General features: G+C 58.6%; 25 protein-coding genes and 1 pseudogene. 17 read left to right on the top strand and 9 right to left on the bottom strand.

Features of this window, described 5'->3' with window-relative positions; genetic code table 11:
- Positions 1 to 21: 21 nt before the first annotated feature.
- The 3 genes from NW843_RS05605 to NW843_RS05595 all read left to right on the top strand — a co-directional run bounded on the left by NW843_RS05605 (position 22) and on the right by NW843_RS05595 (position 3,875).
- A complete protein-coding gene (locus tag NW843_RS05605) occupies positions 22 to 1,488 on the top strand; it encodes a hypothetical protein (protein ID WP_011434306.1) in 1,467 nt (488 codons plus the stop codon).
- 306 nt (positions 1,489 to 1,794) lie between these two features.
- Positions 1,795 to 3,681, top strand: a complete 1,887-nt coding sequence (locus tag NW843_RS05600; RefSeq protein ID WP_414522362.1) for an ExeM/NucH family extracellular endonuclease — start codon at positions 1,795 to 1,797, stop codon at positions 3,679 to 3,681.
- Positions 3,678 to 3,875: a hypothetical protein gene (locus NW843_RS05595; RefSeq protein ID WP_414522361.1), complete on the top strand. Its 198-nt coding sequence runs from the start codon at positions 3,678 to 3,680 to the stop codon at positions 3,873 to 3,875. Before NW843_RS05600 ends, NW843_RS05595 begins: the two co-directional genes overlap by 4 nt.
- A 277-nt stretch (positions 3,876 to 4,152) precedes the next feature.
- On the opposite strand, the gene cbiD is transcribed toward NW843_RS05595, so the two are convergent.
- The gene (cbiD, locus tag NW843_RS05590; RefSeq protein ID WP_414522360.1) at positions 4,153 to 5,259 is read right to left on the bottom strand and encodes a cobalt-precorrin-5B (C(1))-methyltransferase CbiD; all 1,107 of its coding nucleotides are present in this window, start codon (positions 5,257 to 5,259) and stop codon (positions 4,153 to 4,155) included.
- A 199-nt stretch (positions 5,260 to 5,458) separates the two neighbouring features.
- Between cbiD and NW843_RS05585 the strand changes: the two genes are divergently transcribed.
- Complete coding sequence (locus tag NW843_RS05585; RefSeq protein WP_414350209.1) at positions 5,459 to 5,812, top strand: hypothetical protein; 354 nt, start codon at positions 5,459 to 5,461, stop codon at positions 5,810 to 5,812.
- Positions 5,813 to 5,850: 38 nt separating this feature from the next.
- Here NW843_RS05585 and def read toward each other — a convergent pair whose 3' ends face one another.
- The 4 genes from def to NW843_RS05565 form a co-directional block, all read right to left on the bottom strand.
- A complete protein-coding gene (def, locus tag NW843_RS05580; protein WP_414388951.1) occupies positions 5,851 to 6,441 on the bottom strand; it encodes a peptide deformylase in 591 nt (196 codons plus the stop codon).
- Positions 6,442 to 6,578: 137 nt separating this feature from the next.
- Positions 6,579 to 6,893, bottom strand: coding sequence for a DUF3593 domain-containing protein (locus NW843_RS05575; protein WP_414388950.1), 315 nt, complete (start codon positions 6,891 to 6,893; stop codon positions 6,579 to 6,581).
- 3 nt (positions 6,894 to 6,896) lie between these two features.
- Positions 6,897 to 7,223 (bottom strand): DUF2499 domain-containing protein, encoded by a 327-nt coding sequence (locus NW843_RS05570; RefSeq protein WP_011434313.1) that lies wholly within the window; start codon positions 7,221 to 7,223, stop codon positions 6,897 to 6,899.
- Positions 7,223 to 7,402 (bottom strand): NblA/ycf18 family protein, encoded by a 180-nt coding sequence (locus tag NW843_RS05565; protein WP_238376817.1) that lies wholly within the window; start codon positions 7,400 to 7,402, stop codon positions 7,223 to 7,225. Before NW843_RS05565 ends, NW843_RS05570 begins: the two co-directional genes overlap by 1 nt.
- 374 nt (positions 7,403 to 7,776) lie before the next feature.
- Here NW843_RS05565 and NW843_RS05560 point away from each other — a divergent pair, with 374 nt between their 5' ends.
- The 5 genes from NW843_RS05560 (at position 7,777) to NW843_RS05540 (ending at position 10,949) form a co-directional block, all read left to right on the top strand.
- Entirely contained in the window at positions 7,777 to 8,028 is a 252-nt protein-coding gene (locus NW843_RS05560) for an RNA recognition motif domain-containing protein (RefSeq protein ID WP_011434316.1), read from the top strand.
- Positions 8,029 to 8,151: 123 nt separating this feature from the next.
- The gene (locus tag NW843_RS05555) at positions 8,152 to 9,456 is read left to right on the top strand and encodes a metallophosphoesterase family protein (RefSeq protein ID WP_414522359.1); all 1,305 of its coding nucleotides are present in this window, start codon (positions 8,152 to 8,154) and stop codon (positions 9,454 to 9,456) included.
- 529 nt (positions 9,457 to 9,985) lie between these two features.
- The gene (locus NW843_RS05550) at positions 9,986 to 10,231 is read left to right on the top strand and encodes a GlsB/YeaQ/YmgE family stress response membrane protein (RefSeq protein WP_414522358.1); all 246 of its coding nucleotides are present in this window, start codon (positions 9,986 to 9,988) and stop codon (positions 10,229 to 10,231) included.
- A 91-nt stretch (positions 10,232 to 10,322) separates the two neighbouring features.
- The gene (locus tag NW843_RS05545; protein WP_414522357.1) at positions 10,323 to 10,697 is read left to right on the top strand and encodes a hypothetical protein; all 375 of its coding nucleotides are present in this window, start codon (positions 10,323 to 10,325) and stop codon (positions 10,695 to 10,697) included.
- Between the two features lie 84 nt (positions 10,698 to 10,781).
- Complete coding sequence (locus tag NW843_RS05540; protein WP_414522356.1) at positions 10,782 to 10,949, top strand: hypothetical protein; 168 nt, start codon at positions 10,782 to 10,784, stop codon at positions 10,947 to 10,949.
- Positions 10,950 to 11,062: 113 nt separating this feature from the next.
- Here the strand turns inward: NW843_RS05540 and speA are convergent, their stop codons facing one another.
- Positions 11,063 to 12,985: a biosynthetic arginine decarboxylase gene (gene speA / locus NW843_RS05535; protein WP_414522355.1), complete on the bottom strand. Its 1,923-nt coding sequence runs from the start codon at positions 12,983 to 12,985 to the stop codon at positions 11,063 to 11,065.
- Between the two features lie 448 nt (positions 12,986 to 13,433).
- Here speA and pstS point away from each other — a divergent pair, with 448 nt between their 5' ends.
- The 3 genes from pstS to NW843_RS05520 all read left to right on the top strand — a co-directional run bounded on the left by pstS (position 13,434) and on the right by NW843_RS05520 (position 17,885).
- Positions 13,434 to 14,534, top strand: a complete 1,101-nt coding sequence (pstS, locus tag NW843_RS05530) for a phosphate ABC transporter substrate-binding protein PstS (protein WP_414522354.1) — start codon at positions 13,434 to 13,436, stop codon at positions 14,532 to 14,534.
- A 290-nt stretch (positions 14,535 to 14,824) separates the two neighbouring features.
- Positions 14,825 to 16,717: a molecular chaperone DnaK gene (dnaK, locus tag NW843_RS05525; protein WP_011434322.1), complete on the top strand. Its 1,893-nt coding sequence runs from the start codon at positions 14,825 to 14,827 to the stop codon at positions 16,715 to 16,717.
- Between the two features lie 208 nt (positions 16,718 to 16,925).
- Entirely contained in the window at positions 16,926 to 17,885 is a 960-nt protein-coding gene (locus tag NW843_RS05520; RefSeq protein WP_414382310.1) for a DnaJ C-terminal domain-containing protein, read from the top strand.
- 140 nt (positions 17,886 to 18,025) lie between these two features.
- Here the strand turns inward: NW843_RS05520 and NW843_RS05515 are convergent, their stop codons facing one another.
- On the bottom strand, positions 18,026 to 18,925 hold the full coding sequence (locus NW843_RS05515; protein WP_414522353.1) for an RNA methyltransferase: 900 nt from the start codon (positions 18,923 to 18,925) through the stop codon (positions 18,026 to 18,028).
- Between NW843_RS05515 and NW843_RS05510 the strand changes: the two genes are divergently transcribed.
- From NW843_RS05510 to lpxB, 5 genes are all read left to right on the top strand, one after another.
- Positions 18,924 to 19,511: a hypothetical protein gene (locus NW843_RS05510; protein WP_414391130.1), complete on the top strand. Its 588-nt coding sequence runs from the start codon at positions 18,924 to 18,926 to the stop codon at positions 19,509 to 19,511. The genes NW843_RS05515 and NW843_RS05510 overlap by 2 nt on opposite strands.
- Before the next feature lie 14 nt (positions 19,512 to 19,525).
- Positions 19,526 to 20,380: a UDP-3-O-acyl-N-acetylglucosamine deacetylase gene (gene lpxC, locus NW843_RS05505; RefSeq protein ID WP_414522352.1), complete on the top strand. Its 855-nt coding sequence runs from the start codon at positions 19,526 to 19,528 to the stop codon at positions 20,378 to 20,380.
- Between the two features lie 213 nt (positions 20,381 to 20,593).
- A complete protein-coding gene (fabZ, locus tag NW843_RS05500) occupies positions 20,594 to 21,094 on the top strand; it encodes a 3-hydroxyacyl-ACP dehydratase FabZ (RefSeq protein ID WP_414382324.1) in 501 nt (166 codons plus the stop codon).
- A 233-nt stretch (positions 21,095 to 21,327) separates the two neighbouring features.
- Positions 21,328 to 22,305 carry an acyl-ACP--UDP-N-acetylglucosamine O-acyltransferase gene (gene lpxA / locus NW843_RS05495; protein WP_414382304.1) on the top strand — a complete coding sequence of 326 codons (978 nt, stop codon included), beginning with the start codon at positions 21,328 to 21,330 and terminating at the stop codon, positions 22,303 to 22,305.
- Between the two features lie 26 nt (positions 22,306 to 22,331).
- Positions 22,332 to 23,540 carry a lipid-A-disaccharide synthase gene (gene lpxB / locus NW843_RS05490; protein ID WP_414522351.1) on the top strand — a complete coding sequence of 403 codons (1,209 nt, stop codon included), beginning with the start codon at positions 22,332 to 22,334 and terminating at the stop codon, positions 23,538 to 23,540.
- Here lpxB and NW843_RS05485 read toward each other — a convergent pair.
- Together NW843_RS05485 and NW843_RS05480 are read right to left on the bottom strand one after the other, a co-directional pair.
- Complete coding sequence (locus NW843_RS05485; RefSeq protein ID WP_414522350.1) at positions 23,537 to 25,009, bottom strand: NAD(P)/FAD-dependent oxidoreductase; 1,473 nt, start codon at positions 25,007 to 25,009, stop codon at positions 23,537 to 23,539. The two genes, lpxB and NW843_RS05485, sit on opposite strands and share 4 nt — an antisense overlap.
- A 34-nt stretch (positions 25,010 to 25,043) precedes the next feature.
- A pseudogene (locus NW843_RS05480) lies at positions 25,044 to 25,196 on the bottom strand (RNA-guided endonuclease TnpB family protein); the annotation flags it as partial.

Here is a 25,196-nt window from a genome sequence, read left to right as displayed (position 1 = left end):
GGGAGCTTTTCCTGCAACACTATGGCTGACGCAGTTCCCGTTCGGCGCTACGACCTGTTTGTGCAGGCTTCCCGGCTGCTGCAGCGCTACCGGCAGCTCACGCCGGAACTCCGTCCCATAGGGCTAGAGGTGGCTCTGGCCATCCAGTATCACCGCGCTCAGGCCGGATCGGGATCCCTCTTGCCTTGGGTGGGATCCCCCCGCGGACTGCCCTTGCAGCAAGTGGCCCAGCGCATTTGCGACCCGTTTTACAGCAAAACCCATCCTCTTTTGCCGACCCTACCCGAAACTGGCGAGCCTTTGGTGTGGCCTCTGTTCAACCAGGGGGAAAACGGTTTGATCCGGCCCCTGGCCCCGAGCAAAGTGGGCGGGAAACTGGCGGAACGGCGCTGGCTCAAAGCCTGCAACAGCCAGGAAGGGATCGGCTGTCATGCCTTGGCGGCCCACCTGTGGCAAGACGAGCGCTTTTTGGCCGAAGACCGGGATCTCTGTCCTTTCCGCCTTTATGATGGGCGCTACCCCTTGAGCGTGGATCAAGGGCGACAGACTTGCGGCTTTGACGATCACCCCTGTGGCTGGCAGCCGGGACACCCCAAAATGTTGCAGGTGGTGGGCAAAGGCAAACAGGCCGAGATCCTGCTCCCCCACTGGACGGATGACATGTGGGCGATGCTCATTCCCTCCCATCGTCCGCTGCCGATTTACCCGCTCTTGGTGATGCTTTACTTTGGCCAGGAAACTTTGCAAAAGGGGCGGAGCAGCCTCTCCATCGAGCAATTTCGTCTGGATTTTCAGTTTAGCCAGTCTCAACTGCGCCTGTTGTTCGACACCCACCCTGAGCACCCCTTGAATCGACACCTGCTTACCTGGGCTCAGCAGCCAGAGGTGGAGTGGGGATCCACAGAACTCTTGCCCCAGATGCCGCCCCTCCTGCATCAACCTGCTGGGGGCAAGGTGGTTTTGGATCCCGATGAGCCGCCCCAGTTCCGCAGCAGTGGGATCCCTCACAGCGCCGGGACAGACCCGCTGATGGCAGAACGCCGCCGTCGACGTCAGTTGGAGCGCAGCGAGCGCCACAACGAGATCTTGCACCAGTTTCGCCGCTGGTTCCGCCTGGCAGGATTGGAAGTCCGGGAGGATCAGCATACCTTTGACTTTTTGGCCGTGGCGGACGGGCATCTGCTTTTGGCCGAAGTGAAGCTCCTGCACCACAAGGATGCGGCAGAGGCTTTGCAGGAAGTGGTGGGACAGTTGCTCTACTACGAGCGCTTTGCCCTCGGCCCTTGGATCGAGCAGGGCTTTTCCGTCCAGAAGGCCGCCGTTTTCGATGGACCGCCGCCGGATCCCTATGTGCGATTTCTAGAAGACCTGGGCATTGCCACCTACTGGATCAACGAACAGCAGATGATCGATGGGCCGGAAAACTCTTTGCGTCTGCTGCGCCAGATGGGGGTGCGGGTACGACCGGATCCCGAATTGGGGGATTAGGGGAAAAAGCCTGCCCATGTTCTCCGCTGAGTTTTGACTCAGGCGGGGGTAACTTCTTGTCTTCTTAAGCGTACCTTAGCTGCCCCTTTACTCAGATTCCTTCCTGAAGATGGTATCCATATAGTCCATATAGACGGTAAAAATACGGGATCCTTTGAAGTTTCGGGAGGAGTGAAGCAGATGTGGTCTAGGGTTACTTCGCGTCGTGTTGCCCAATCAATTGCGGTGCTAGTTTTTGGTTTGGTGCTTTTGGTTTCTCTGCAAGGGTTCGGCTCCAGAAGAACTCTTTTGCCAATACTTACACCTGTGCCCACACCGACCCCGACTTCAACACCCACAGCCACGCCAACACCGACGCCCACGCCGGGAGGCTGTGATCCCAACGCCAACCTGATCCCAGTTGGCACTGTCCAGGGCACTGGCTTCACTTCCCCCCTGGTGAACCAAACAGTCACGGTTTCTGGAATCGTAGTAGGAGACTTTGAAAATGAGGGGGTGGCTGGCCAAACCTATCTCCAGGGCTACTACCTACAAGATGATGGTGACGGGAATCCCGCCACATCAGATGGCATCTTCGTTTTCAGTGGCACAGCTAATAACGTCAGGCTTGGGGATAGGGTTCAGGTGACCGGAACGGTTGCTGAGTTCCGCCAGCAAACCCAGCTCTCCAACGTCACCAGCTTTACTGTCTGTAGCTCTGACAATCCGTTGCCGGCCCCAGTGCAGATCTCTCTACCGCTGACTGCGGAGCAAAGGGAAGCTCTGGAAGGAATGCTGGTCACATTTGGAAATCAGCCCCTGTTTGTAACCGACTCCTTCTTGCTGGGACGCCACGGGGAGCTGAGTGTGGCCACAGAGCGGTTGTTCACTCCTACGCAAATTGCGGCTCCCAGCCAGGCAGCTGCCATTCAAGCGGAAAACGACCGAAAGCGGATTCGCATTGATGACCGGCTGCTCACCCAAAACCCAGATCCGGTTATCTACCCCACTCCGGGTGGCCTGAGCGCGGCTAACACTGTGCGCGGCGGCGATCGCGTCAGCAACATCACCGGGATCATGACCCAGTTGCGAGGCCGGAATGTCAGTGGCGATGTGGATGCGACCATCGACTACCGTATCCACCCCAATGATCCCAACAACTTGCCCAGGTTTACAGCCACCAACCCTCGCCCGCAAAACCCACCCTCAGTAGGGGGCTCCCTGAGGGTAGCTAGCTTTAACCTGTTCAACTACTTCAACACCTTCGGCAACGCCTGCTTCCCCAATAACTCCTCCTGTCAGGGAGCCAGCAACGCCACCGAGTTCACCCGCCAGCGGGATAAGCTCATCGAGGCTATTCGCCGCATGGATGCCGATATCGTAGGCCTCAACGAGTTAGAAAACGATGGATACGGTTCGAATAGTTCCATTCAGGATTTGGTGAACGGGCTCAACCAGGTCATGGGGGCAGGAACCTACGCCTTTGTGAATGTTGGAGTGCCCAACCTGGGCGGCGATGCCATCACCAACGGCTTTATCTACAAGCCAGCTACGGTTGAAATTGCCCCCGGCACTAACCCGGCCTTCCTGGACACAGGGGAATTCACCCAAGGCCCCGGACGCTTCCATCGTCCTCCTCTGGCTGTAACCTTCCGGCAGCGGAGCAACAACGCCACCTTCACTGTTGTGGTCAACCACTTCAAGTCCAAGGTTTCTCCCTGCGATCCTATTGACAACGATCCCTTCCAAGGCAATTGCAACGGCAACCGCACCCGGGCCGCTCAGCAACTCTTGAGCTGGCTCGCCACCAATCCAACTGGCTCCACCGATCCGGATGTGTTGATTATGGGGGATCTCAACTCCTACGCTATGGAGGATCCGATCAAAACTCTGGAGGCGGGCGGGTTCATCAACCTCAATGGCTCCAACAGCTACTCCTTTAGCTTCCAAGGACAGTGGGGATCTCTGGATCATGCCCTGGCCAACAGCAGTCTGAGACCCCAAGTTACAGGCTCAGCTAAGTGGCACATCAACGCTGATGAGCCCGTGAGCTTGGACTACACCCTGAGCTTCAAGAGTCCCTCTCAGCAGAGCCTCTTCTACGCCAGCGATCCCTTCCGCTCTTCCGACCACGATCCGGTGCTCGTTGGCTTGAACCTGACTCCGGCCCCAACACCGACGCCCACACCGACACCAACTCCTCAGCGGCAGTGAATGCAGCCACTTGGACTGCTCTGACGATTCCCACTCTCTCTACGGGCAGCTTCGTCAACTCCGGCCCGATTTCTCTGGCTGGGATCCAGCCTTCCAACCGTGTTTACATTGCCTTCCGCTATCGCTCTTCTGGTACAGCTTCCGGCTCGGCCACTCGCTGGCGGGTGGATAGTGTCAACATCTCCGGGAACTAGGTGTGGGATCCTAGTGCCAACCTGAGTCTGATTGGCAGTGGCTGGGAAAGTGGATCTGCTTCCTCAGCCGTAACGCTCTCCTATGTGGTCTTGGCCGGGATCCACCGTTGCTCAGCGGGTTTCGAGCAGAGGGATTGACTTTTGGAGCACGGACTAAAGGGAGAGGAGCCGGGGGTGGTTGCCTTTGGCGGCACGGAGCGCTTAAGACACTTCGGGAGAAAAATGGTTGAGGATCCGGGGGGATTGCAATGTCCTCGTCTCAATCGAAATGACCTCATTATGGGATCCCCACCTGGGCGCAGATTTGCCCCTGTCGGTCGAACAACGTCACCGCCAACAGCAGGGATCGACCGGCATACTTTCGCACATAGCCTGTGGCTCGCTCCAGGATTTGGCGAGCCAACTCCTGCATCACGGGTGCTGCCCAGCCAAGGCCATCCAGATGGTGCACCGCTGCCTCTACTGTCCTCAGCTCCAGCACCTGCCGCGCCTGCTCGGCTGTTCCCCCGCAGCGGATGAGGGCTGCCGCCAAGATCTCCAGGCGGGCATCGGCCACATGGCTGGAAGTGGTGAAAATGCCCCCCGCCAGCTTGATCAACTTGCCGTGGTAGCCGATCAAATGAATCGAGTCTGCCCCTCGCAATGCCGCTTCCACCAGCAGCGGCCCGATCCAATTGGCTACTCGCAGGATCTGGTCTTCCGGGATCCCTTGCCGCAGCGCCACCTGCTGCCCATGGCTGCCCACGCAAAAGATCAAATGCTTGTGCCGCTCCAACTTTTGTTGCAGCTCTTGGCGGGCTTGCTCTAAGCTCTCAACACTTGAGGAAGGCTCCACCTCCGCCCGCGTTCCCAACAGGGCCAGCCCTTCCAGCACCCCAAAAGCGGCATTGGAGGTGCGCTCCGCCAGGAGCTTTCCTTCCGGCAAAATGATGCGCACCCGCAGGCGGCAGCCCTCTGGGATCCCGGGCAAAAGATTGATCTCAAACAAACGGCGGGCATAGGCATAAATGGCCGGGCTGCCATCGGTGCGTCGCCCCAGCCCTTCCCCGGCTTCCAAGATCAAGGGGGGATCCTCGGGATCCCTCTCCTCCAACCTCACCCAAGCCCAGACCGGTGTGTCGCGGGTGAGATCCAGGTGGGGGCCGGGATCCGAGCGGGTAATGGCCAGAGCTGTTGTCTTCTCCAAGGCAGCTACCTGCTCCACTGGGATCCGGATCCAAGCCTCAAGGGACCGGGGCTCAGCCTGCACCGCAATCGCCAAGCGCCCCCCTTCCTTCTCCAAAGGGATCCCCAGAAGGTGGTGAAGAGCAGCTCTGGCCGAAGCAACGGCGAAAACCGGCAAGGTATAGCCCCGCGGTCGGGATCCCTGAACAGCATCCTGCATCTGCAGAGATTTTTGCTTGGGAAATGGGTAACCGGAAAACCAAAATCTCCGGAAAATGCACACCTCAATTGTGGCTTGTGAGAGAACCCAGGAGCTTCGGGGAACACCTCCCGGAAGCAATCGTTAAATGATCTGGGGGAAGAAGAGGGGATCCGAAATTTGCCTTTTTCAATGAAGGTAGTCGAAAACTGGGGCAGCTATGAGCGAAGCAGTGCAGCACTACCTTGAGCGTCTGGAGTCGCAAATACAGGAGCTAAAAGCTGCCATCGAGCGGATGCCCGAGCAGGTGGTGGCTGTTCTCCTGGCTACCCAGGAAGCCAAAAAAAACACCCCCGCCCCCTCCCGTTACAGCGTTCTAATCTCAGACTTGGTGGAAGATGGCAGCCACAACTTCCTGCTGGATGATGAACCCACCGTGGTGAGCAACCGCAGCATGGGGCATGAGCTGGCCCCCGAAGCCCAAATACAGCGCCTGAGTGCCCAGTTAACCGCTGCCTACAACCGCATTGCCGCTCTGGAAGAGCAGCTCTTGGCCCAGCGCTTGCAACACTAAACCAAACCGACAGTCGTCCGGACCGGTCTGGAAAGGCTTCAACGGGGAACAGCAGAGGGCTTGCCTTTGCGTTGCACATCCTGCATCTGGAAGCCGTGTTTGCGCAGCTCTTGATCCAGCACTAGCTCGTTTTCCACGTGATCCACAAACAACACGCCGTTGAGGTGGTCGATTTCGTGCTGGATCACCCGCGCCAGCAAATCGTCCGCTCGAAGGGTGCGGGGCCGCCCCGTTTCATCCTTAAACGAAACCACAATCCCTTCTGGGCGCACGACCTCGCAAAACACCCCCGGAATGCTTAGACAACCCTCCTGCCCGGCAACGGCCTCGCCAATGTACTCCCGGATCTCCGGGTTGATCAGCACCAGCGGTGGCACCTCCGGCTTATCGGGATAAAGATCCACCACAATCATGCGCTTGGGAATGCCAACCTGCGGAGCCGCCAGACCAATCCCATCAAAGCTGTACATGGTCTGCAGCATGTCCCGGGCAAGCTGGCGGATCTCGTCGTTGACCTGGCTGATGCGCTTGGCCGGCTGCCGCAGCACCTTGTCCCCCATGCGATAAATGCGCAGGGGCGGATGCTTCAGCTTCACTTTGGGAACAGCAACAGAAAGGGTAGCCACCATCCGGCAGATCTCTTCAGAATAAACAGCAGGTATCGGGTCTGGATCCCCATTCTACATTCAGTCCTGGTTGTGCTGAAACCATTGTTGCCTAGCTCTCCTCTCCCTTTGGAGAGGGGGTAGAGGCTTGTTTGGGATGATCATGGCTCAGGGTTGCCGTCACCAGCCTCTGGAAGTCGTTGGGCCTGTTGGTCAATTCCCTGCTTAAAGCCCAGGGCCACCAAAATATTGGAGAGGGTGAGAAAAGCCTCTGCCCCTCCATGCAAGGGATCCACGTTGGCCAGGGAAGTGCCGTAGTGAACCTGAGCGTACAGCCCTGCCGGGATGCTGACGGCCACAAAAAGCAACAACAGCCAAAATCCAACCAAAGCCAAACGTGGGATCCGGCGCAGCCGCGACAGAAAGAATAAAAAGACCAAGTAAGGGAACAGAGAGAGGGCAAATAAACTGTTCATCGCCTAGTCGGGATCCCCCTCCTGTGCAGGCTCGTCGGCTCTCTCAGCTCGCCAAATGCGGTAGGCAGCCCAAGCCAGGGTACAGTTGCCCAGCAAGGTGAAGCTGGCCTGTGCAGTGACCACCCAGTCCAACTTGGGGTCGTTGTCAAACCAGTGCCAGGTGATTGCGCACATTGCCCCCGACAAAGCGGGCAGCATCGCCCAGCTCAAACTTCGCCATTCGGGCTGGCCCACCCGCTCCCCAAATTGCCACACGAGCACAATAGCAGCGATCCACTCCAAGACGCTGGCAATGTGAATCCACCAGGTGGGAAGCGAAAGGGCGTGCATCAGGCGCTGAGGGAATGACGCAGCAGTTGGCGGTAAGTGGCCTCCTGCAACAGCATTTGCTTGTGCAGTTTGACCAAAATGTCTTTGGCCTGCTCGGGGCTCATGCGAGAAACCAAGGTCTCGAAAGCCCGCTGGCGAAATTGCTGCTCCAAAGAGAGCTCTAGCGTCTCATCCATCATTATCACCTCAGGGTGCTCAGGTAGAGAGGTCTGCAAAGAGTTCCAACAGCGCAGATCTGGCCAGGTAGTGCAAGCAGGATAATACATATCTTAACAAATCGCAACAACGTGACAAGATGCCGGATCTCGACGTGCCGGAAGGGAGCTTGGCCGAGGCGAGGGCAGAGAACCTCAACCCAGTGGCAGAAAAAGTACAGGCCCGTCAAGTTGGACAAAGGTGCATTTTGGATGGGGAAGGGGGAAGATTTTCCGGCAGGGATCCCTTTACATCCCGTCATGTTCGGCGATTCGGCAGGGCTCCATGATAGAAGTGAAGTACTCTGGAGCTTTGTTGCCACCCTTGCTGATTGGTGACTTACTTTGCTTGAATTGCCATGACCATTTTTGTGGGGAACCTAAACTATAAAGCCTCAACAGAAGAACTGAAAGCTTTCTTCCAGCAGAGGTGGAACGTTAAGTCGGTTACAATCCCGATAGACCGAGAGACAGGTCAGACACGAGGCTTCGCGTTTGTGGATCTGGCAACCGAAGCTGAGGAGGACGAAGCCATCGAGAGCGCGAACGGGCAGGAATTCATGGGCCGGCCTCTGCGTTTGGATCGAGCCAGGCCCCGCCGCCAAGCCTAAGCAAAGATTGTTCAACCCTGGGTTTGCCATTCTGGACAACCAAAGGACTCCGTCCCGCTAACGCGAACGGCAAGGTTTATCCCAACAGATGGGAGAGCTGCAAAGTCTCCAAGAGCGCCCAAGATGGTAAGGTTGCTACATCTTTCCGACATTCATCTGGGCAGTGGTCTTGCCTACGGCCACATTAACCCAGCTACCGGCCTGAATACCCGTTTGGAAGATTTTGTAGCTTCTTTGCGCTTGTGCATTGACCATGCTCTCAACCAAGCGGTGGATCTGGTGTTGTTTGGGGGCGATGCTTTCCCCGATGCGACACCCCCCCCTCTCCATCAAGAGCTTTTTGCCCAACAGTTTCGCCGCCTGGCCGATGCAGGGATCCCAACCGTCCTGTTGGTGGGCAACCACGATCAGTACGGGCAGGGACAGGGAGGCAACAGCCTGGCTATCTACCGCGCTTTGGGGGTCTCAGGCTTTATTGTGGGGGACAGACTGGAAACTCATCGGATCGAAACTCGCGGTGGCCCGGTGCAGGTGACCACTTTACCTTGGCTGAGTCGCTCTGCTCTACTCGCCCAACAGGAAAGCTTGGCGCTTGAAGGGGAAATCCTCGCGCATCAGCTCCTGCAGCGCCTCCGCCTAGCCCTAGAAGGGGAGATCCGCACCCTGCAGCCAGGGATCCCGGCGATTTTGTTGGCTCACGTCATGGTGGAGACAGCCCGCTACGGAGCAGAACGCCATCTTTCGGTGGGCAGAGGATTTACGGTGCCCCTTTCGCTGCTGGCTCGGCCTGCCTATCAATATGTTGCCTTGGGGCATGTACACCGTCACCAGGTGCTGTGTCGGGATCCCTTGATGCTCTATCCCGGCAGCATTGAGCGGGTGGATTTTGGCGAAGAAAAAGAGGAAAAAGGCTGTGTGCTGGTGGAAGTCACCCCTACGGGGGCCAGCTATGAATTTTTGCCCCTGCCAACCCGTACCTTTCACACCATTCGCCTGGATCTGAGCGCAGATCCACCCCAGCAGGCGCAGTCCAAGCTGCTGGCCGCCATCGCCAAGGCCCCCGTGGCCGGCTCCATCCTGCGGTTGATCTACCGCATACGGCCCGACCAGCTAGAGTGCATTGATGAGCGGGCTCTGCACAACGCTCTTGCCCCTGCTTTTAGCTACACCATCGCCCCAGAAGTGGTCAGCCCCAGCCGCATCCGTCTGCCGGGATGGGATCCCAGCCGACTTGAGCCCCTGACGGCTCTGGAGCAGTATTTGGCCAACCGCAGCGATCTGGCCCCCTTGCACAACGATTTGCTGGCCGCCGCCCGTCAGTTGTTGGAGGAATATGCGGATCCCTTGCAGGACTGGGATCCCAACTGGGAGGAGCCGGGAGCTTCAAGCCCTGCCTCAGTGGAAGAGGAGCAGTTGCCTTTGTTTTGATTGGTTTTGAGATGCTCTCTTTGTCGCCTCAGGGTTCATAGGGGTGGGGATGGGGGATCCCTGTACGAAGAAATCAGGACAGGAGTGCTCGCCAAAGCTGCGGGCTCCTCAAGCTTCAAGTGATCTAAATCACTTCGAAATGGCAAAAAGCAACACAAACTGGGGATTGGGTTGAAGACGTTGGCAACGACGGCATCAGCTCACTCACAGGGAACTGACTCAGACTGGTAGACCTCACACTGCCAGTCTTTTTTTGTTTGAGGTTTAGGTATTGTGAAGCTGCAGCAAGCAGGGGATCCCTTTCTAGCATTCATGAAATTCCCATCTTCTTTTCTATAGAGTCAGTCTATTAAATCTATAGAGTCTGTATATTAAAAGACAAATAACGATCTGTTCTCGGCAGAGGCTACCAATTTGTCAAGTGGGCGTCAAGTGTGCCAAGTGTACAGAAGGTTAGTTCTCAGGGAATTTATTTTCTCACAACAATAGGTATGCTGTAGAAACAGCATACTATGGAGAAGTAGGTTCTATGGACAGTATCCTTTGGTTTCTCTTGATCGGAGCCCTGGCGGGTTGGCTGGCAGGGAATATTCGACGCGGTTACGGATTTGGATTGATAGGCAACATAATCGTTGGTGTTTGCGGGGCATTTTTTGGCGGGTTCCTCTTCGATTTGCTTGGCCTGTCGGCTACAGGTCTTTTGGGAAGTTTGTTGATGGCTACCGTTGGGGCTTTGGTTTTGTTGGCGTTAATTGGCTTCGTTCGTCGGGCTTGATCTTTAAACTGCTCGCAAGAGTTTGCGTTTTCGTTGCAATCTTGATTGAACATTTACTGGATTGAACATTTACTGGAGAAGGAGAATTTTTATGAGCATTCGTGTTCTTTCGGCAGCGATGATTGGCTTAGCCATCCCCAGCATGGGTCTGTTGACAATGCCATCTGCTTCTGCCCAGCACTTGTTTGATTTGGGAGTGCGCCAACTGCAGCCGGGCACCATCATTCCCGTCCAGAGCTTCAAGGGAGAAGAGCCCCAGTACTTCAGTCCCAACAGCACCCACCCACTTACCCTGCGGGTAGCCCAGGACATCTACAACGGCAGCGGCCAATTGGCGATTCCAGCAGGCAGCGAGGTGCGAGGCAGCTTGCAACCGACTCAGGGAGGGGCCAGGTTCTTCGGCACGGCTTTGATTGCCAATGGGCGACTTTACTCGGTGCAGATGTCTTCTGATTTGATCCACTGATTTGATCCACACTGAGAAAGACCCGCGCCACTATTCTGCCACTATTCTGCCGAAGCGATTGCTCAAGATGCAGCCATTGGTGCTGTGGGGGGTACGGTGCTGGGCTTGCTCACAGGAGGCGTTTCTGCTTTAGGGGTTATTGGCGGAGCTGGAGCCGGAGTGGCGGTGGGCAATATCACGGCACCTCAAGTCGTGGTGTTGCGCCCTAACCAAACGATTAACTTGGCTTTGGACAGTCCGGTGCGTCTGTGATCGACAAATTTTTGATCTGGTTTTGATTTGGTTTGATCTGGAAGCAAAAAGGATCCCGGTTTTAGGCCGGGATCCCTGTTTGGTTTTAGGGATTTTTTCGAGGAACACCACCTTCAGTGCAAGTAGGTGTAGGCCCGCAGATTGTCTTCAAAGTGCTGCTGCAAGGCGCGGGCTTGATCCAGCGTGATCTGCCCTCGCTGCAGGGCGGTCTCGGTGGCGTGGTGGAGGGTCTCCACCAGATCTTCGCTGTTGTACTGCACCCAGCTCAGCACCTCGCCGATGGTGTCCCCCTTGATGACTTGGGAAACGTGGTAGCCGCCGGGGCGGGAGCGAATATGCACCGCGTTGGTATCGCCAAACAGGTTGTGCAGATCCCCTAGGATCTCCTGGTAGGCACCCCCCAGAAACACCCCCAGTAGGTAGGGATGCCCGTCAGGATCATGCAGCGGCAAAACCGAGGTGATTTGCCCGTCTTCGCCAAAGAAGCGGTTGATCTTGCCGTCGCTGTCGCAGGTCAGATCCGCCAGGGTAGCCCATTGGCGTGGCTCCTCATCCAGACGGTGGATGGGCATGATGGGGAAGACCTGGTCGATGGCCCAGCTATCCGGCAGGGATTGGAACAGGGAGAAATTGCCGTAGTAGATGCTGGCCAGCATCTCGTCCAGATCCAGGAGATCCACTGCCACGGGGTGCCCTGCTTGGTGCTGCTCGTAGGCCAAGGTGCAGATCTTGTCGGAGCAGTTCCAGAACAGCCGCTCCACTTCAGCTCGCTCCTGCAAGCTGAGGGCTCCCTCGGTGAACTGACGCAGAGCAGCCTCCTTCAGCTCCTGACAACGGCGGTAATTGACCACCAGAGTATCGGGCTGGATTTGGTAGTAAAGCTGGTTTAGCTTCTGGATCACCTCCGCATCGGAAGTGAGCTGGGTGGGCATCGGGTAGGGGCTGGCAGCGTTGACATCTTGCACGTCAAACACCAGCACCGACTGGTGGGACATGAGGGCGCGTCCGCTTTCGGTCACCAGTACCGGCGGCTGGATCCCGTGGGGTTCCAGGGCGGTGAGCACGGTCTGCACCACGGTGGCGGCGTAGTCCTCCATGCTGTAGCTCTGGGAAAAAGGATTGGGGGACTGGGATCCGTCGTAATCGACCCCCAAGCCACCGCCGATATCCAGGTAGCCCATGGGTGCCCCCAGCTTGGTGAGTTCGATGTAGATTTGGCTGGCTTCCCGCACGGCTCGTCCATGCACGCTCACCATCGAGATCTGGGAGCCGATGTGGTAGTGCAGCAGGCGCAGACAATGCAGCTTGCCCGCTTCCCGCAGCCGTTCCACCACTTGCAAAATCTCGGTGGCCGTGAGGCCGAACTTAGCCCGATCCCCAGCCGAGGTGCCCCAGCGTCCACTGCCCTGGGCGGAGAGCTTGGCCCGTACCCCCAAGATGGGGTCAATGCCCAGTTGGTCGGCAGCCTGCAGCGCCAGCTCCAGCTCTTGCAGCCGCTCCAAAACGATGATGGGTGTGCGCCCCAGCCGCTGGGCCAAGAGAGCCGTCTCCATAAAATCCCGGTCTTTGTAGCCGTTGCAGATCAGCAAAGCCCCAGGAGTATCCAGCAGAGCCAGGGCAATCAACAGCTCCGGCTTGGATCCCGCCTCCAGGCCAAAGTGGTAGGCACGACCGTGTTTCACCACTTCTTCTACCAGGTGGCGCTGCTGGTTCACCTTGACGGGATAGACCCCTCGATACACGTTGGGGTAGCCAAAGCGCTGGATGGCCTGCTGAAAGCTCTCGCAAATTTGCCGCATGCGGTCGGCCACGATCTCGGGAAAGCGAATCAAGAGGGGCAACTGCAGGCCCCGCGCCACCAGATCCATCACCAAGTGGTACAGGTCAATGCCCGGTTCCTGCTGCTGTAAGCCCTGTGGGGTCACCTCCACATGACCGGCGGCGTTGATACGGAAGTAGGGATCCCCCCAACCTGAGATGCGATAGAGCTTTTCGCTGTCTCGCAGTGTCCAGGGAGAACGAGTCAAAGTCGGCATAGTAGTCCCCCAGATACCGAGATGTGAACAGCGCAGGATTTCTGCACAGAATCCACAATATATTGCCTTATTCCAGAATATGTCAAGATTTTTCTGGTGCGGGGGGACTCAGGCCCAAAAACCGCTAAGCCTTGCCAGACAAGGCTTTGGCTTGGGGATCTCTGTGCAACTGCCGCAGAACTCAGCTCGCTTAATCTCTTGTTTGCGCTGTTTTTCTTTGTTTTTCTCTTGAATTCTCCATTTTCTGTCTTTCCTTTCTGGACTTGGGTTGGATCCTGAGTTTTGCTGGGAAGCGTAGCGAGGAATACGGGGATGGCGCAGAGGGAAAAGACAGCCACCTGGGGAAAGTGGGCCACGCACGGGATCCCAAGAGCTCTCGCCGGCAACCCTTGACAGGGCCCCGCAGGCAAGACAAGGATCGGGGCGGTGACCTCGGAGAACCTGAACCATGGCTCAACTGCCCCGCTTCCGTCGCCGAGAAGTGTTGCTTTCTTTATTGGCCACCGGCGCTACCTTGAGCGCCTGCCAAAGGGGATCCCGTTCTGACCAACCCAGCGGCAGGGATCCCGTTCCTGCCTCCGGCAGCCAGCCCGCCGACAAAATTTTGCTGATCAACGGAGCCGGGTCCACCTTTCCGGCTCCTCTTTACTTGCGCTGGTTTTCCGATTACCGCCAGGTGGATCCCAAGGTGGAGATCAATTTCCAACCGGTGGGCAGCGCCGCTGGGATCCGGCAATTTATTGACCAGACAGTGGACTTTGCCGCCAGTGATGTGGCCATGACCGATGCCGAGATCGCCGAGGTGAAGCGGGGTGTGGTCATGATCCCGATGACCGCAGGCAGCATTGCCGTAGGCTACAACCTGCCGGGGATCCCTTCTGGACTCAAGCTGTCTCGACCCGTTTTGGTGAAGATCTTTCGCGGCCAAATCGACCAGTGGCGGGATCCGGAGATCCTGGCCCTGAACCCGGAGCTAACCATTCCCGATCTGCCCATCACCGTCTGCTACCGCTCCGATGGCAGCGGCACCACCGATACCTTTACCCGCCACCTGGCGGCCATCGATCCGGCTTGGGCCTCAGAAATCGGTGTTGGCATGTCGCTGGAGTGGCCGGTGGGCATTGGGGTGAAAGGCAACGAGGGCATGAGCGCCCAAATGCTTCTCAGCGAAGGGGTGATCGGCTACGTGGAGTCGGTCTATGCCCGCGAGCTGGATCTGTCGGTGGCAGCTCTGGAGAACCGCCGCGGCGAGTTCATTCTCCCCTCCCCGGAAGCCTCGGCCCTGGCCTTGAGCGAAATTGAGCTGCCGGAAAACCTGCGGGCTTTTGTGCCGGATCCCGCTGGCCCTGGAGCGTATCCCATCGTCACCTACACCTGGATCCTGACCTACCGCCGGTACTCGGATCCCGCCATGGCCGCCGCCCTGCAAGCTGTGCTCCGCTGGGCCCTTACCGAAGGACAAGCCCTGGCCGAGGAGATGGGCTACCTGCCCCTGGCCGCAACCGTTGTGAACCGCGGCCTGGAGGCGCTGCAGCTTATCCAGAGCTAGCCTGGCAGCAGTCCCCCAAGAGTTGCCAATAGCTGCCAACCCAGGCCATACCCCAAGCGGCACCGAAAGCAAGGCTGCTGCAGGTACGGAGATCCGTAACCGGTCTGCCCTTCAGCCCCGAGAAATGGGCGGCATTCTCGCCCTGGCCTCGCCAACCAGCTGGTTAGGATCGACCCAGGAAGTGACCAAGCATCTGCCGGATTTTCACAGATTGGCTGCCCAAGCTACTTCACACAGGCTGGCGGCGGTAACCGAAGCAATGTACTCAAGAAGAGGAGAATAAGGAGCCGATGGGAAAAGTTGTAGGAATTGACCTGGGCACAACCAACTCGGTTGTCGCCGTAATGGAGGGGGGTGTCCCCACCGTCATCGCCAATGCTGAGGGTACTCGCACCACACCCTCGGTGGTCGCCTTCACCAAAGATGGAGAGCGCCTGGTGGGCCAAATGGCCCGCCGCCAAGCGGTGCTCAACCCCGAAAACACGTTCTACTCCGTTAAGCGGTTCATCGGTCGCAAGTACGATGAGCTGAATGCCGATTCCAAGCGGGTCTCCTACCAGGTGCGGCGGGATGAGCGGGGCAATGTCAAGTTATACGCCCCCCGCCTGAACAAGGAATTTGCGCCGGAAGAGATTTCGGCCATGGTGCTGCGCAAGCTAGCGGATGATGCCAGCCGCTACCTGGGCCAGCCGGTCACCCAAGCGGTGATCACGGTTCCTGCTTACTTTAATGACTCGCAGCGGCAGGCCACCAAAGATGCGGGCCGCATTGCCGGTTTGGAAGTGCTGCGCATCATCAACGAGCCGACAGCAGCCTCTTTGGCCTACGGCTTGGACAAGCGCAACAACGAGACCATCCTCGTCTTCGACCTGGGCGGCGGCACCTTCGACGTGTCCATCCTGGAAGTGGGGGATGGTGTTTTCGAGGTGAAATCCACCAGCGGCGATACGCAGTTGGGCGGCGATGACTTCGACAAGAAGATCGTCGATTGGATGGCCGAGCAGTTTAAGCAAATGGAAGGGATCGACCTGCGGCAAGACCGGCAGGCGCTGCAACGGCTAACGGAAGCTGCGGAAAAAGCCAAGATCGAGCTGTCCAGCGTTTCCGAAACCACCATCAACCTGCCCTTCATCACTGCCACTGCCGATGGGCCCAAACACCTGGAGCTGAAGCTCTCCCGCGCTCAATTTGAACACCTCTGTGCCGACCTGCTGGAGCGCTGCAAGGGGCCGGTGGAACAAGCCCTGCGGGATGCCAAGCTCACCAAGGCCGACATCAACGAAGTGGTGCTGGTGGGGGGATCCACCCGCATTCCGGCGGTGCAGCGGCTGGTGAGGGAGCTGCTGGGCAAAGAACCCAACCAAAGTGTCAACCCCGATGAGGTGGTGGCGGTTGGGGCGGCCATCCAAGCGGGTGTGCTGGCGGGCGAAGTCAAAGACGTGCTGCTGCTGGATGTCACCCCCTTGTCCTTGGGGGTGGAAACCTTGGGCGGCGTGGCCACCAAGCTCATCCCGCGCAACACCACCATCCCCACCCGCAAGTCGGAGATCTTCTCCACTGCCGAAGATGGGCAGACCTCTGTGGAAATCCACGTGGTGCAAGGGGAGCGGGAGCTGGCCCGCGACAACAAATCTCTGGGCCGCTTCAAGCTGGACGGGATCCCGCCGGCCCCCCGCGGTGTGCCGCAGATCGAGGTCACCTTCGACATCGACGCCAACGGCATCCTCAAGGTGACGGCCAAAGACAAAGGCAGCGGCAAAGAGCAGAGCATCTCCATCACCGGCGCCTCTACTTTGGATAGCAAAGAGGTGGAGCGCATGATTGCTGAGGCAGAAAAATACGCTGCCGAAGACCGGGCCCGCCGGGAGAAAATTGAGCGCCGCAACAAGGCCGACTCGCTGGCCTACCAAGCCGAGCGGCAGTTGAAGGAGTTGGGCGACAAGATTTCCTCCAGCAAACGCAGCCAAATCGAGACTCTGGTGCGAGAACTGCGGGAGGCCATCCAGCGGGAGGACGACAGCGCCATCCAGAGCAAAGAGCGGGAGCTGCAAGAGGCTCTCTACGCCATGAGCAGCGAGCTGTATCAACAGCCGGGGGCCTCCTCTGGCCCCACTCCCGGCTCAGGGAAAACCTCCGGCGGCAGCGATGATGTGATCGATGCCGACTTCACCGAGAGCAAGTGACTGCTCAGGGATCCCTCCGTGGGCCGCGGGCCCAGGGCGGATCCCGCCCTTACTTGTAGCGCCGATAATGAGGAGGGACGGGATGGGCGATGGCGTCTAGCCCGCCTCCTCATTTTCTTCAGTAGGTCGGAGGGAAGGAGCCCTTGTCGGGGACGCCTAGCCTCGTGGTTTTCTGCCCACTCTCAGCGATTTGCCTGCGGACGCCTCCATGCAAAACTTTAAGGACTACTACAAGATTTTGGGGGTCAGCAAAACGGCCACTGCCGATGAGGTGAAACAAGCCTATCGGCGCCTAGCCCGCAAGTATCACCCAGATGTCAACCCCAACGACAAAGCGGCTGAAGAGAAATTCAAAGACATTAACGAAGCCTACGAAGTTCTCTCGGATCCCAGCAAGCGCAGGCAATACGACCAATTTGGCCAATACTATCAGCAGGGCGGGTTTCGCTCCAGCCGCGATGCCTACACCTACAGCAGCAGCCCCTTCAGCCAAGACTTTGGGGGGAGCGGATTTGGGGGGAGTGGCGTCGATTTCAGCCAATTTGATGATTTTCAAGACTTCATCGATCAACTGCTGGGCCGGGTGCGCAGCCAAACCACAGACCGCAGCAGCGGATTTTCGGGATCCACTGGCAACACCAGTTACGATGCTGAGGCCACCATCCAGATCAGCATTCCAGAAGCTTTTGAGGGGGGCAAGCGTCGCCTGCGGGTGGGCGGGGATCGCGTGCTCGAGGTAAACATCCCGCCGGGAATTACGCCAGGGAAGCGGATTCGCCTGCGCGGCCAAGGCCACCCCAACCCCAACGGCGGTGCCGGTGATCTGTACCTTAAAATTGAGCTGAAAGACCACCCCTTCTATCGCCTAGAGGGATTCGACGTTTACTGCGATCTGCCCATCAGCCCCAGCGAAGCGGTTTTGGGCGCCCAGGTGGAAGTGCCCACCTTGGATGGGGTGGTGAAGCTGCGGATCCCACCTGGCATGCAGCCGGGGCGAAAGTTGCGGCTGGCGGAAAGGGGATTTCCCAAAGGCAACGGAGAACGGGGGGATTTTTACGTGGTGGTGCAGATCCATTTGCCCACCCAGATCTCCGAAGAAGAGCGAGAACTTTACGAAAGGCTGCAGCGGGTTCAATCCTACGATCCCCGCGCCACCCTTAAGCTCTAGCATTGATATTCTCCGATATTCTCCCACGGCCAAAGCCTCAAGATTCTTGACAAGCGCTCCGCGCCGCCTGAAAGCAGGAAGCCGCCCTTCTAGCTTGCTTCCGGTAGCGGTAGGGCGGGGCTGGAGGCCCAGCCTTGGGGTCAAGATGGGGTCCTGCTGGAATCTGGTTGCGTCGGCGGGACGGGAGCTGCATTTGCTTCCAGAGGTTCCTGACGAGAGCATCCCTGGCTCCATTGCAGTTGCCGCAGGATCCCGCGCAACAAGGCCACCTCGGCTACGGTCAGGCCGGCTCGCTGGAACAGGGCGCGAAACTTGAGCATTTTGCGGCGGGCTGTGTGGGGGTGCAGGTAGCCAATTTGCAGCAACAGCGCTTCTAAGTGGTCGAAAAATCCCTCCAGCAGCTCGAAGGGGGCAAGCCTTTGAGGCGAGGGCACAGGAGGAGCGGGAGAAGGGCTCTGGCAGACGAGGGTGTACAGCTCATAGCAACAAATGGCCACGGCTTGGGCCAAGTTTAAAGAGGGATAGGTCGCATCGGTGGGGATCTGGATCTGGCGATGGCAAAGGGCCAGCTCCTCGTTGCTCAAGCCGCGATCTTCGGGGCCAAACACAAGGGCAGCAGGGCCGGCGGCCAGCAGAGCGGGAAAGGCTTGGCGGGGGGACTGAATTTGCCATTCGGGTGGGTAGGTTTGGCTGCGCCCCGTTGTCCCGAAAACCTGCACACACCCTTGCAGGGCTTCGGGCAAAGTTTGCACCTTCCGGGCTTGATGGAGCAGGTCTGCCCCATGCACGGCTGTGGTGATCGCTTCCATATCGAGGGGATCGCATTGGGGATCCACCAGCACCCACTGCCTGAAGCCCATGTTTTTCATCACGCGGGCAATGGCGCCGAGGTTGCGCGGCCCAGCCGGCTGCACCAATACAAGCCGTACCTGCGCCAGTTGTTCAGGGCCAGAGTGGGGTAATATCGGCATCAGGTTGGGATCCCCCAGAGTGCCTAGAGTAGAGAAGAGGAGCTTGATTTTGTCATAGATTGCATCCATGGGATCCGCATACCGTTGTTGGCTGAGCTTGATTTGTCTGGTGTTGGTGGGATGCTGCTGGGGATCCCCGGCGCTGGCTGCCCCTTCATCGCTGGCAGGGCCGGCTCAGGTATCGCCCCAGCTCGTTCGCGATAGCGACTCAGAGCGGTTTTCTCTGGCCGAGGCGCGGCAGCGGCTGGAAGCCATTGCCGAGGTCATGCGCTCGATTCGCCTGTGCAACCGGCCCAACTGCCGCTACCGAGATATCGCTGTGGACGTGTGGCCTGTGGACATATCCATCCCCAATGGTGGTGCCGAGCCGTTCTACGAGGGCAGCATCGACGCCATGATCGACCGTCCTTCCGGCAGCTTGGATAAAGCCCACTACCGGCTGCAGTTTCGCCAGGGGCGCTGGCAGTTGCTGGGGGGCGAAGAGGTGTCCGATGTCTCTTCCTTTTTCTTTGAGGGAGATACCTACGAGGTGTTCAGCGCCTACGGCACCCGCAGCCACAAAGCCAAGTTGGCAGATGCCGGCAGCAACCTGCGCGTGGGCTATCGGGAGCTGTATTACCGCGTTTTCGACCAGGGCCAAGAGCGTTTGCACTAGCGCTGCGGAGCACGATGAGAGGCCGGCAACACACCTTAGCCAGCTCTATTGCCCTAGAAGGCGTTGGCCTGCACACCGGCCTGCCAATTGGCTGCAGTCTGCATCCAGCTCCTGTCGGCAGCGGTCGGGTGTTTGTGCGGGTGGATCGACCGGGATCCCCTGAGATCCCGGCTCGGTTGGGATCCCTGGCCCCTGCCCATCTCTGCACCCTGTTGCAGCAGGGATCCCCCTCTGTTCAAGTGCAGACGGTGGAACACCTGCTGGCCGCCCTTTACATCCTGGGCATTGACAACTGCCGCATCGAGGTGGAGGGGCCGGAGCTGCCGATTCTGGATGGCTCTGCCCTGCCCTTTGTGGAGGCCATTGCCCAGGCCGGGATCCAGGCCCAAGATCAGCCAGCCGTGCTGGGGGTGATCCAAGAACCGGTCACTGTCTGGGCGGGGGAAGCCTTTGTCAGCGCTCTCCCCCATCCTACAGCCCGCTTTACCTATGGCATCGATTTTGCCGATTGCCCGATTGGAGAACAGTGGCTGAGCTGGAGGGAGAACAGGCCGGATTTTGTCCAGTCCATTGCGCCGGCCCGCACCTTCGCCCGCCAGCAGGATGTGGAGCTGGCCCGGGAACGGGGGCTAATCCAGGGGGGCAGCCTGGAAAATGCCATTGTCTGTAGCCAAACCGAGTGGTTGGGGCCATTGCGCTACCCAGATGAGCCGGTGCGCCATAAGCTGATAGATTTACTAGGAGATCTCAGCCTCCTGGGCTGCCGACTGCAGGGGCACATTGTGGCCTACAAGGCGGGCCATGCCCTGCACCACCGTTTGGCCGAGCAGTTGCTCAAGAGTGGATCCCTGCTGATCCATGAAGAGTGAGGGGGAGCAAGGGATCCGGTTGCGCAGCAACAACCCTGCCATCCTCAGGTGCGAGAGCGGTGCGGAGCACTTGTCTTCAAGGGGATCCCCAGGGTGGGATCCGCTTCATTCCCCTCCTTTCCGCAGCTCCCTGGGCGCTCTTTTGGCTGAGTTCTGGCCTGCCGTCCTCCCCGTCCGGGATTTGGTTTTGTCCTCTGCCTCTGTGGGTTCACCATGGCCTCTGATGTCTCTCCTCCTCCCCTTCTCTCGGCTGAAGCAGCCGCTCAATTGGCAACCGCTCCCCCCGTCTTCACAACGGAGCAGATTTTGGAGATCTTGCCCCATCGCTATCCTTTCTTGCTGGTGGATCGGGTTGTGGAGTATCAACCGGGGCAACGGGCGGTGGGCCTGAAAAACGTCACCTTCAACGAGCCTTTTTTTCAAGGGCATTTCCCCAACCGACCCATCATGCCCGGCGTCCTAATCGTCGAGGCCATGGCCCAGATAGGGGGGATCGTGTTGACCAAGTTGCCGGACGTGGCCGGGCGTTTGGCCCTGTTTGCCGGGATCGATGGCGTTCGCTTTCGCCGCCCGGTACTGCCGGGGGATCAGCTGCTGCTCTCCGCCGATTTGCTCACCATTCGCCAGAGGCGCATTGGCAAGATGTTCTGCCGCGCTCAGGTGGGAGGGCAACTGGTAACCGAGGGGGAGCTGATGTTCTCCCTGGTGGATTGATGGGCCAACAGCGGCCATCCAGGAGGCGCTCCGGTGTGGGTGTTCTCGCAATTGAGATAAAGTGTTGGGATAGAAAGATGGCTCAGGGGCTGCTTGCGCCTTTCTGTCGGGATACGGTAAACATGTTGTCGCGACAGTGGGGCGTAGCTCTAAGGCTCATCTCCCCTGGAGTCAAGTCTTGGTGATCCTTCGCAGGGTTGGGAGCGTAACCACAGTTGCTGGCTAGGTCGGAAATGAGTTCGTTCGCTTCAGCGGGATCCACTCCCAACATCTCTGCAAGTGCGCCGCACCGCTCACGGGAGCGGATTCATCCCACTGCGGTGATCCATCCGAAAGCTGAGCTGCACGAAACGGTGCAGGTTGGCCCCTATGCGGTGATCGGCGAGCATGTTCGCATTGCTGCCCATACGGTGGTGGGGGCCCATGTGGTGATCGATGGCTGGACGGAAATCGGCGAGGGCAACCACATTTTTCCGGGAGCAGTTGTGGGCACCGAGCCTCAGGATCTGAAGTACAGCGGCGCCCCCTCTCAAGTGGTAATCGGCAGAGGCAATCGCATCCGCGAGTTCGTCACCATCAACCGGGCTACCAATGAAGGGGAAGCCACCCTGATTGGAGATTACAACCTGCTGATGGCCTACACCCATGTCGCCCACAACTGCGTCATCGAAAATCAGGTGGTGATTACCAATGCTGTTTCCTTGGCCGGCCATATCCACATCGAGTCTCAAGCCCGCATTGGCGGCATGGTCGGGATCCACCAGTTCACCCGCATTGGGCGCTTGGCCATGGTGGGGGCGATGAGCCGGGTTGACCGCGACGTTCCCCCCTACATGTTGGTGGAAGGACATCCGGCTCGCATCCGCGGTCTGAACTTGGTGGGGCTGCGGCGAGCCCAAGGGATGGAGGGATCCCTGCCCTTGCTGCGGCAGGTCTACCGATTTTTGTACCGCTCAGGGTTGCCTTTGGAAAAAGCGCTGCAAACGCTGCGCAGCAGCCTGTGTGTCGTTTGTAACAGCGGTGCGGAGGGAGAGCGCCATGTCCTTTCCCTACAGGGGAAAGAGTGGGTGGACGAGACGGGATCCCTGCAACATCTGCTGCAATTTTTGGAAGACTCCCTCTCCCAGCCCCAACGACGTGGCCCTCTGCCGGCCCTGCGCGGGAGGGGGGAAGATCCGCCGGTGCAGAGCACTTCAGAGCTGGATGACTAAAGATTGGGGTCGGGAGCGTAGCTCTAGTGAGCCACCTGTTCATCTGCACGGGCGAGGTCTCAGGGGATCTGCAGGCCGGCCATCTGATCGAAGAATTGCTGCGCCAACGCCCTCAGCTGCGCATCACCGCCGTGGGAGGAGAGCGCATGGCTGCTGCCGGGGCCCGTTTATTGCACCGCACTACCGAGATCAGCTCCGTTGGCATTTTAGAGGCTCTTCCCTTTGTCGGCCCCGCCCTCTGGACGGAGTGGAAGATTCGCCGCTTTTTAGCCCAAGACCCGCCAGATGTGGCCGTGCTGGTGGACTACATCGGCGTCAACAGCCGCATTGCCCGTCTGCTGCAACGGCGGCAGATCCCTGCCGTCTATTACATTGCTCCCCAAGAGTGGGTGTGGTCGCAGGATGCCCGCCTCACCTACCAACTGGCCCAGCAGATGCGGCTGATGTTGGCAATTTTCCCTGAGGAAGCCCGCTACTACGCGGCGGCAGGAGCCCATGTCCAGTATGTGGGCCATCCCCTGTTGGATATTTTGGCCGCTGTGCCCAGCCGTGCTGCAGCCAGAGCCCAGTTGGGGATCCCTGCCGAAGCCACGGTGGTGGTGGTGGTGCCGGCTTCGCGTCGGCAAGAGCTGCGCTCGGTTCTGCCTGTCTTGCTCAAGGCGGCTCAGTTGTTGCAAGCTCACCTGCCTCAGGCACAGTTTTGGGTGCCCCTGGCCTCGCCCCGTTTTGCTGCCCCGATTGCGCGGGCTGCCCGCCGCCTTGGGCTCAACCTCACCCTTTTGGATCCCCAAGCTCTGTCCTTCTTCTCCCCCCACAAAGCTCATCACCTCGCCTTGGCAGCGGCTGATTTGGTGTTGGCCAAGTCGGGCACGGTGAACTTGGAGACGGCTATCTTGGGGATCCCCCAGGTGGTGATCTATCGCCTTAACCCCCTCACCTTCTGGATCGCCCGCCATTGGCTGAGGGTGTCGGTGCCCTTCATGTCTCCGCCCAACCTGGTGCAGATGCGCCCCATTGTCCCGGAGTTGCTGCAGGAGCAGGCCCAGCCGGAGAAGATTGCCCAACTGGCGCTGGAGTTGCTAACTCGGCCGGAACGCAAAGCCCAACTGCAAGCCGACTACGCCGCGATGCGGGCGGTCCTGGGAGAACCCGGCGTTCTGGCTCGCGCTGCCAAGGCCATCCTAGAGGTGTTGGATGGCGAAGCTGGATCGAAGCAGGATCCCTTCCGCCGCTAGCTCCGGTGACCCAGGGCCCGGGGCACCGCCCGTCCTCCCGCCAAGGCCGCTGTCGAATCCTCCTCTTCCAGATACTCAGCATCTTGGTTGACCCGCCACCCATCGTAGCGCCGTTCCCCTGCCACAATGTTGCGAGCGGCCAAAAGGCCCGTCATCATGGCGTGATCCTGGTTATTGTAGCGGTGCATGCCGTTGCGACCTGCCACCTGCAAATTGGGCAGTGCTTCTTCCAAAAAGGTTCGAATGGTCTGGATGTGAGCTTGATAGCCGTGATTGTAAACCGGGTAGGCTTTCGGGGCGCGAATGACTGTGCCGCCCAAAACCTTTGCCTTCCCCAGCAGGCCCAACCGCTGCAATTCCAGCGTTGCCAAGGCCATCAAATCCCCATCGGTTTGTCCCCAAAAGGGATCCGTCGCTGAGCAAAAATACTCCAAACCCAAGCAGGTGACCGAGGGATCCGGAACCATGTCCGCGCTCCAATTCTTGAAGTTTTGGATACGCCCCACCCGCACCGAGGGATCGTGAATGTAGATCCAGTGATCTGGAAATAGGTTGGGCTCATCCACCAGCAAAGCCACCGTCAAAAAATCCCGATACCGCAGTTGTTCGGCAGCCTCTCGCACCGGCTCCGGTGCTGCAGGTACCAAAGCCCGCACCAGAGAGCGCAGCGGCATGGTGGAAATGAACTGCTCGCCGGTCACCCAAAAGGTCTCTCCCCCTTGAGAACAGGCTTGTACAGCTTGAACTCCGGCCCGGTTCCAGTGGATTGCCGTAACCTTGCGATCCAGTTGTACCGGCTGCCCGGCTTCTGCCAGCAAGGTTTGAACGCGCTCCCACATCTGGCCTGGCCCTAGGCGAGGATAGCGAAAGCGATCGATCAGGGTTTTGATCACCCCCTCTCGGTTGGGGAAAAAGGTTTTACGGATCAAAGAAGCCATCGACAGACCCTTGATCCGCTGGGCTGCCCAGTCGGCGCTGATCTCGTGACAAGGGATCCCCCACACTTTCTCGGTGTAGGTCTTAAAAAAAGTGCGATACAGCCGTTCCCCAAATTGGTTAATGACCCAATCTTCAAAAGATACAGGATTGGGCCTGGGAAAGAGGCGCGCCTTTAGGTAACTGAGCAGACAGAGGGTGGTAAACCCTGGCCCCAGTTTGGCAAAAACATCCGTAGGTCGAATTGGATAATCAAAGAAAACACCTCGGTAAAAAATGCGGGAAAGCCGCCGGCAAACCTGCATTTCCGAGCCCAAAATCTCCGTCCACAGAGCCTCAATTTCCGCCGACTTGGAGAAAAAGCGGTGTCCACCGATATCAAAGCGATAGCCTTGGTAGGTTACAGTGCGGGATAGCCCCCCTACCTGCACCGGATCCGCTTCCAAAACCGTTACCGGGTAGCCCTGCTTGTTCAGCTCGTAGGCGGCACTCAATCCAGCTGGCCCCGCCCCGATCACCACTGTGGACTGCACTCTGGATAGCTGCCTTGAGGTACCATCTGGTAGTATAGCAAAGGGATTGCAGTTTGACGGCGTTGGGTGTCTTTTGTGGTGTGTTCTGATTCACCCAGTTCAACGCCTGCACAAAGGCATCTATTGTCGCATCCAATTTTGCAGCTTGCGACTGGGACACCTTGAGTTTGCAAGCTACAGTCAGGAC

The sequence above is a fragment of the Synechococcus sp. R5-12 genome (assembly GCF_047502655.1).
GTDB lineage: Bacteria > Cyanobacteriota > Cyanobacteriia > Thermostichales > Thermostichaceae > Thermostichus.
The sequence above is the reverse complement of the archived record's forward strand: the minus strand, read 5'-3'. Positions and strand labels throughout refer to the sequence as shown.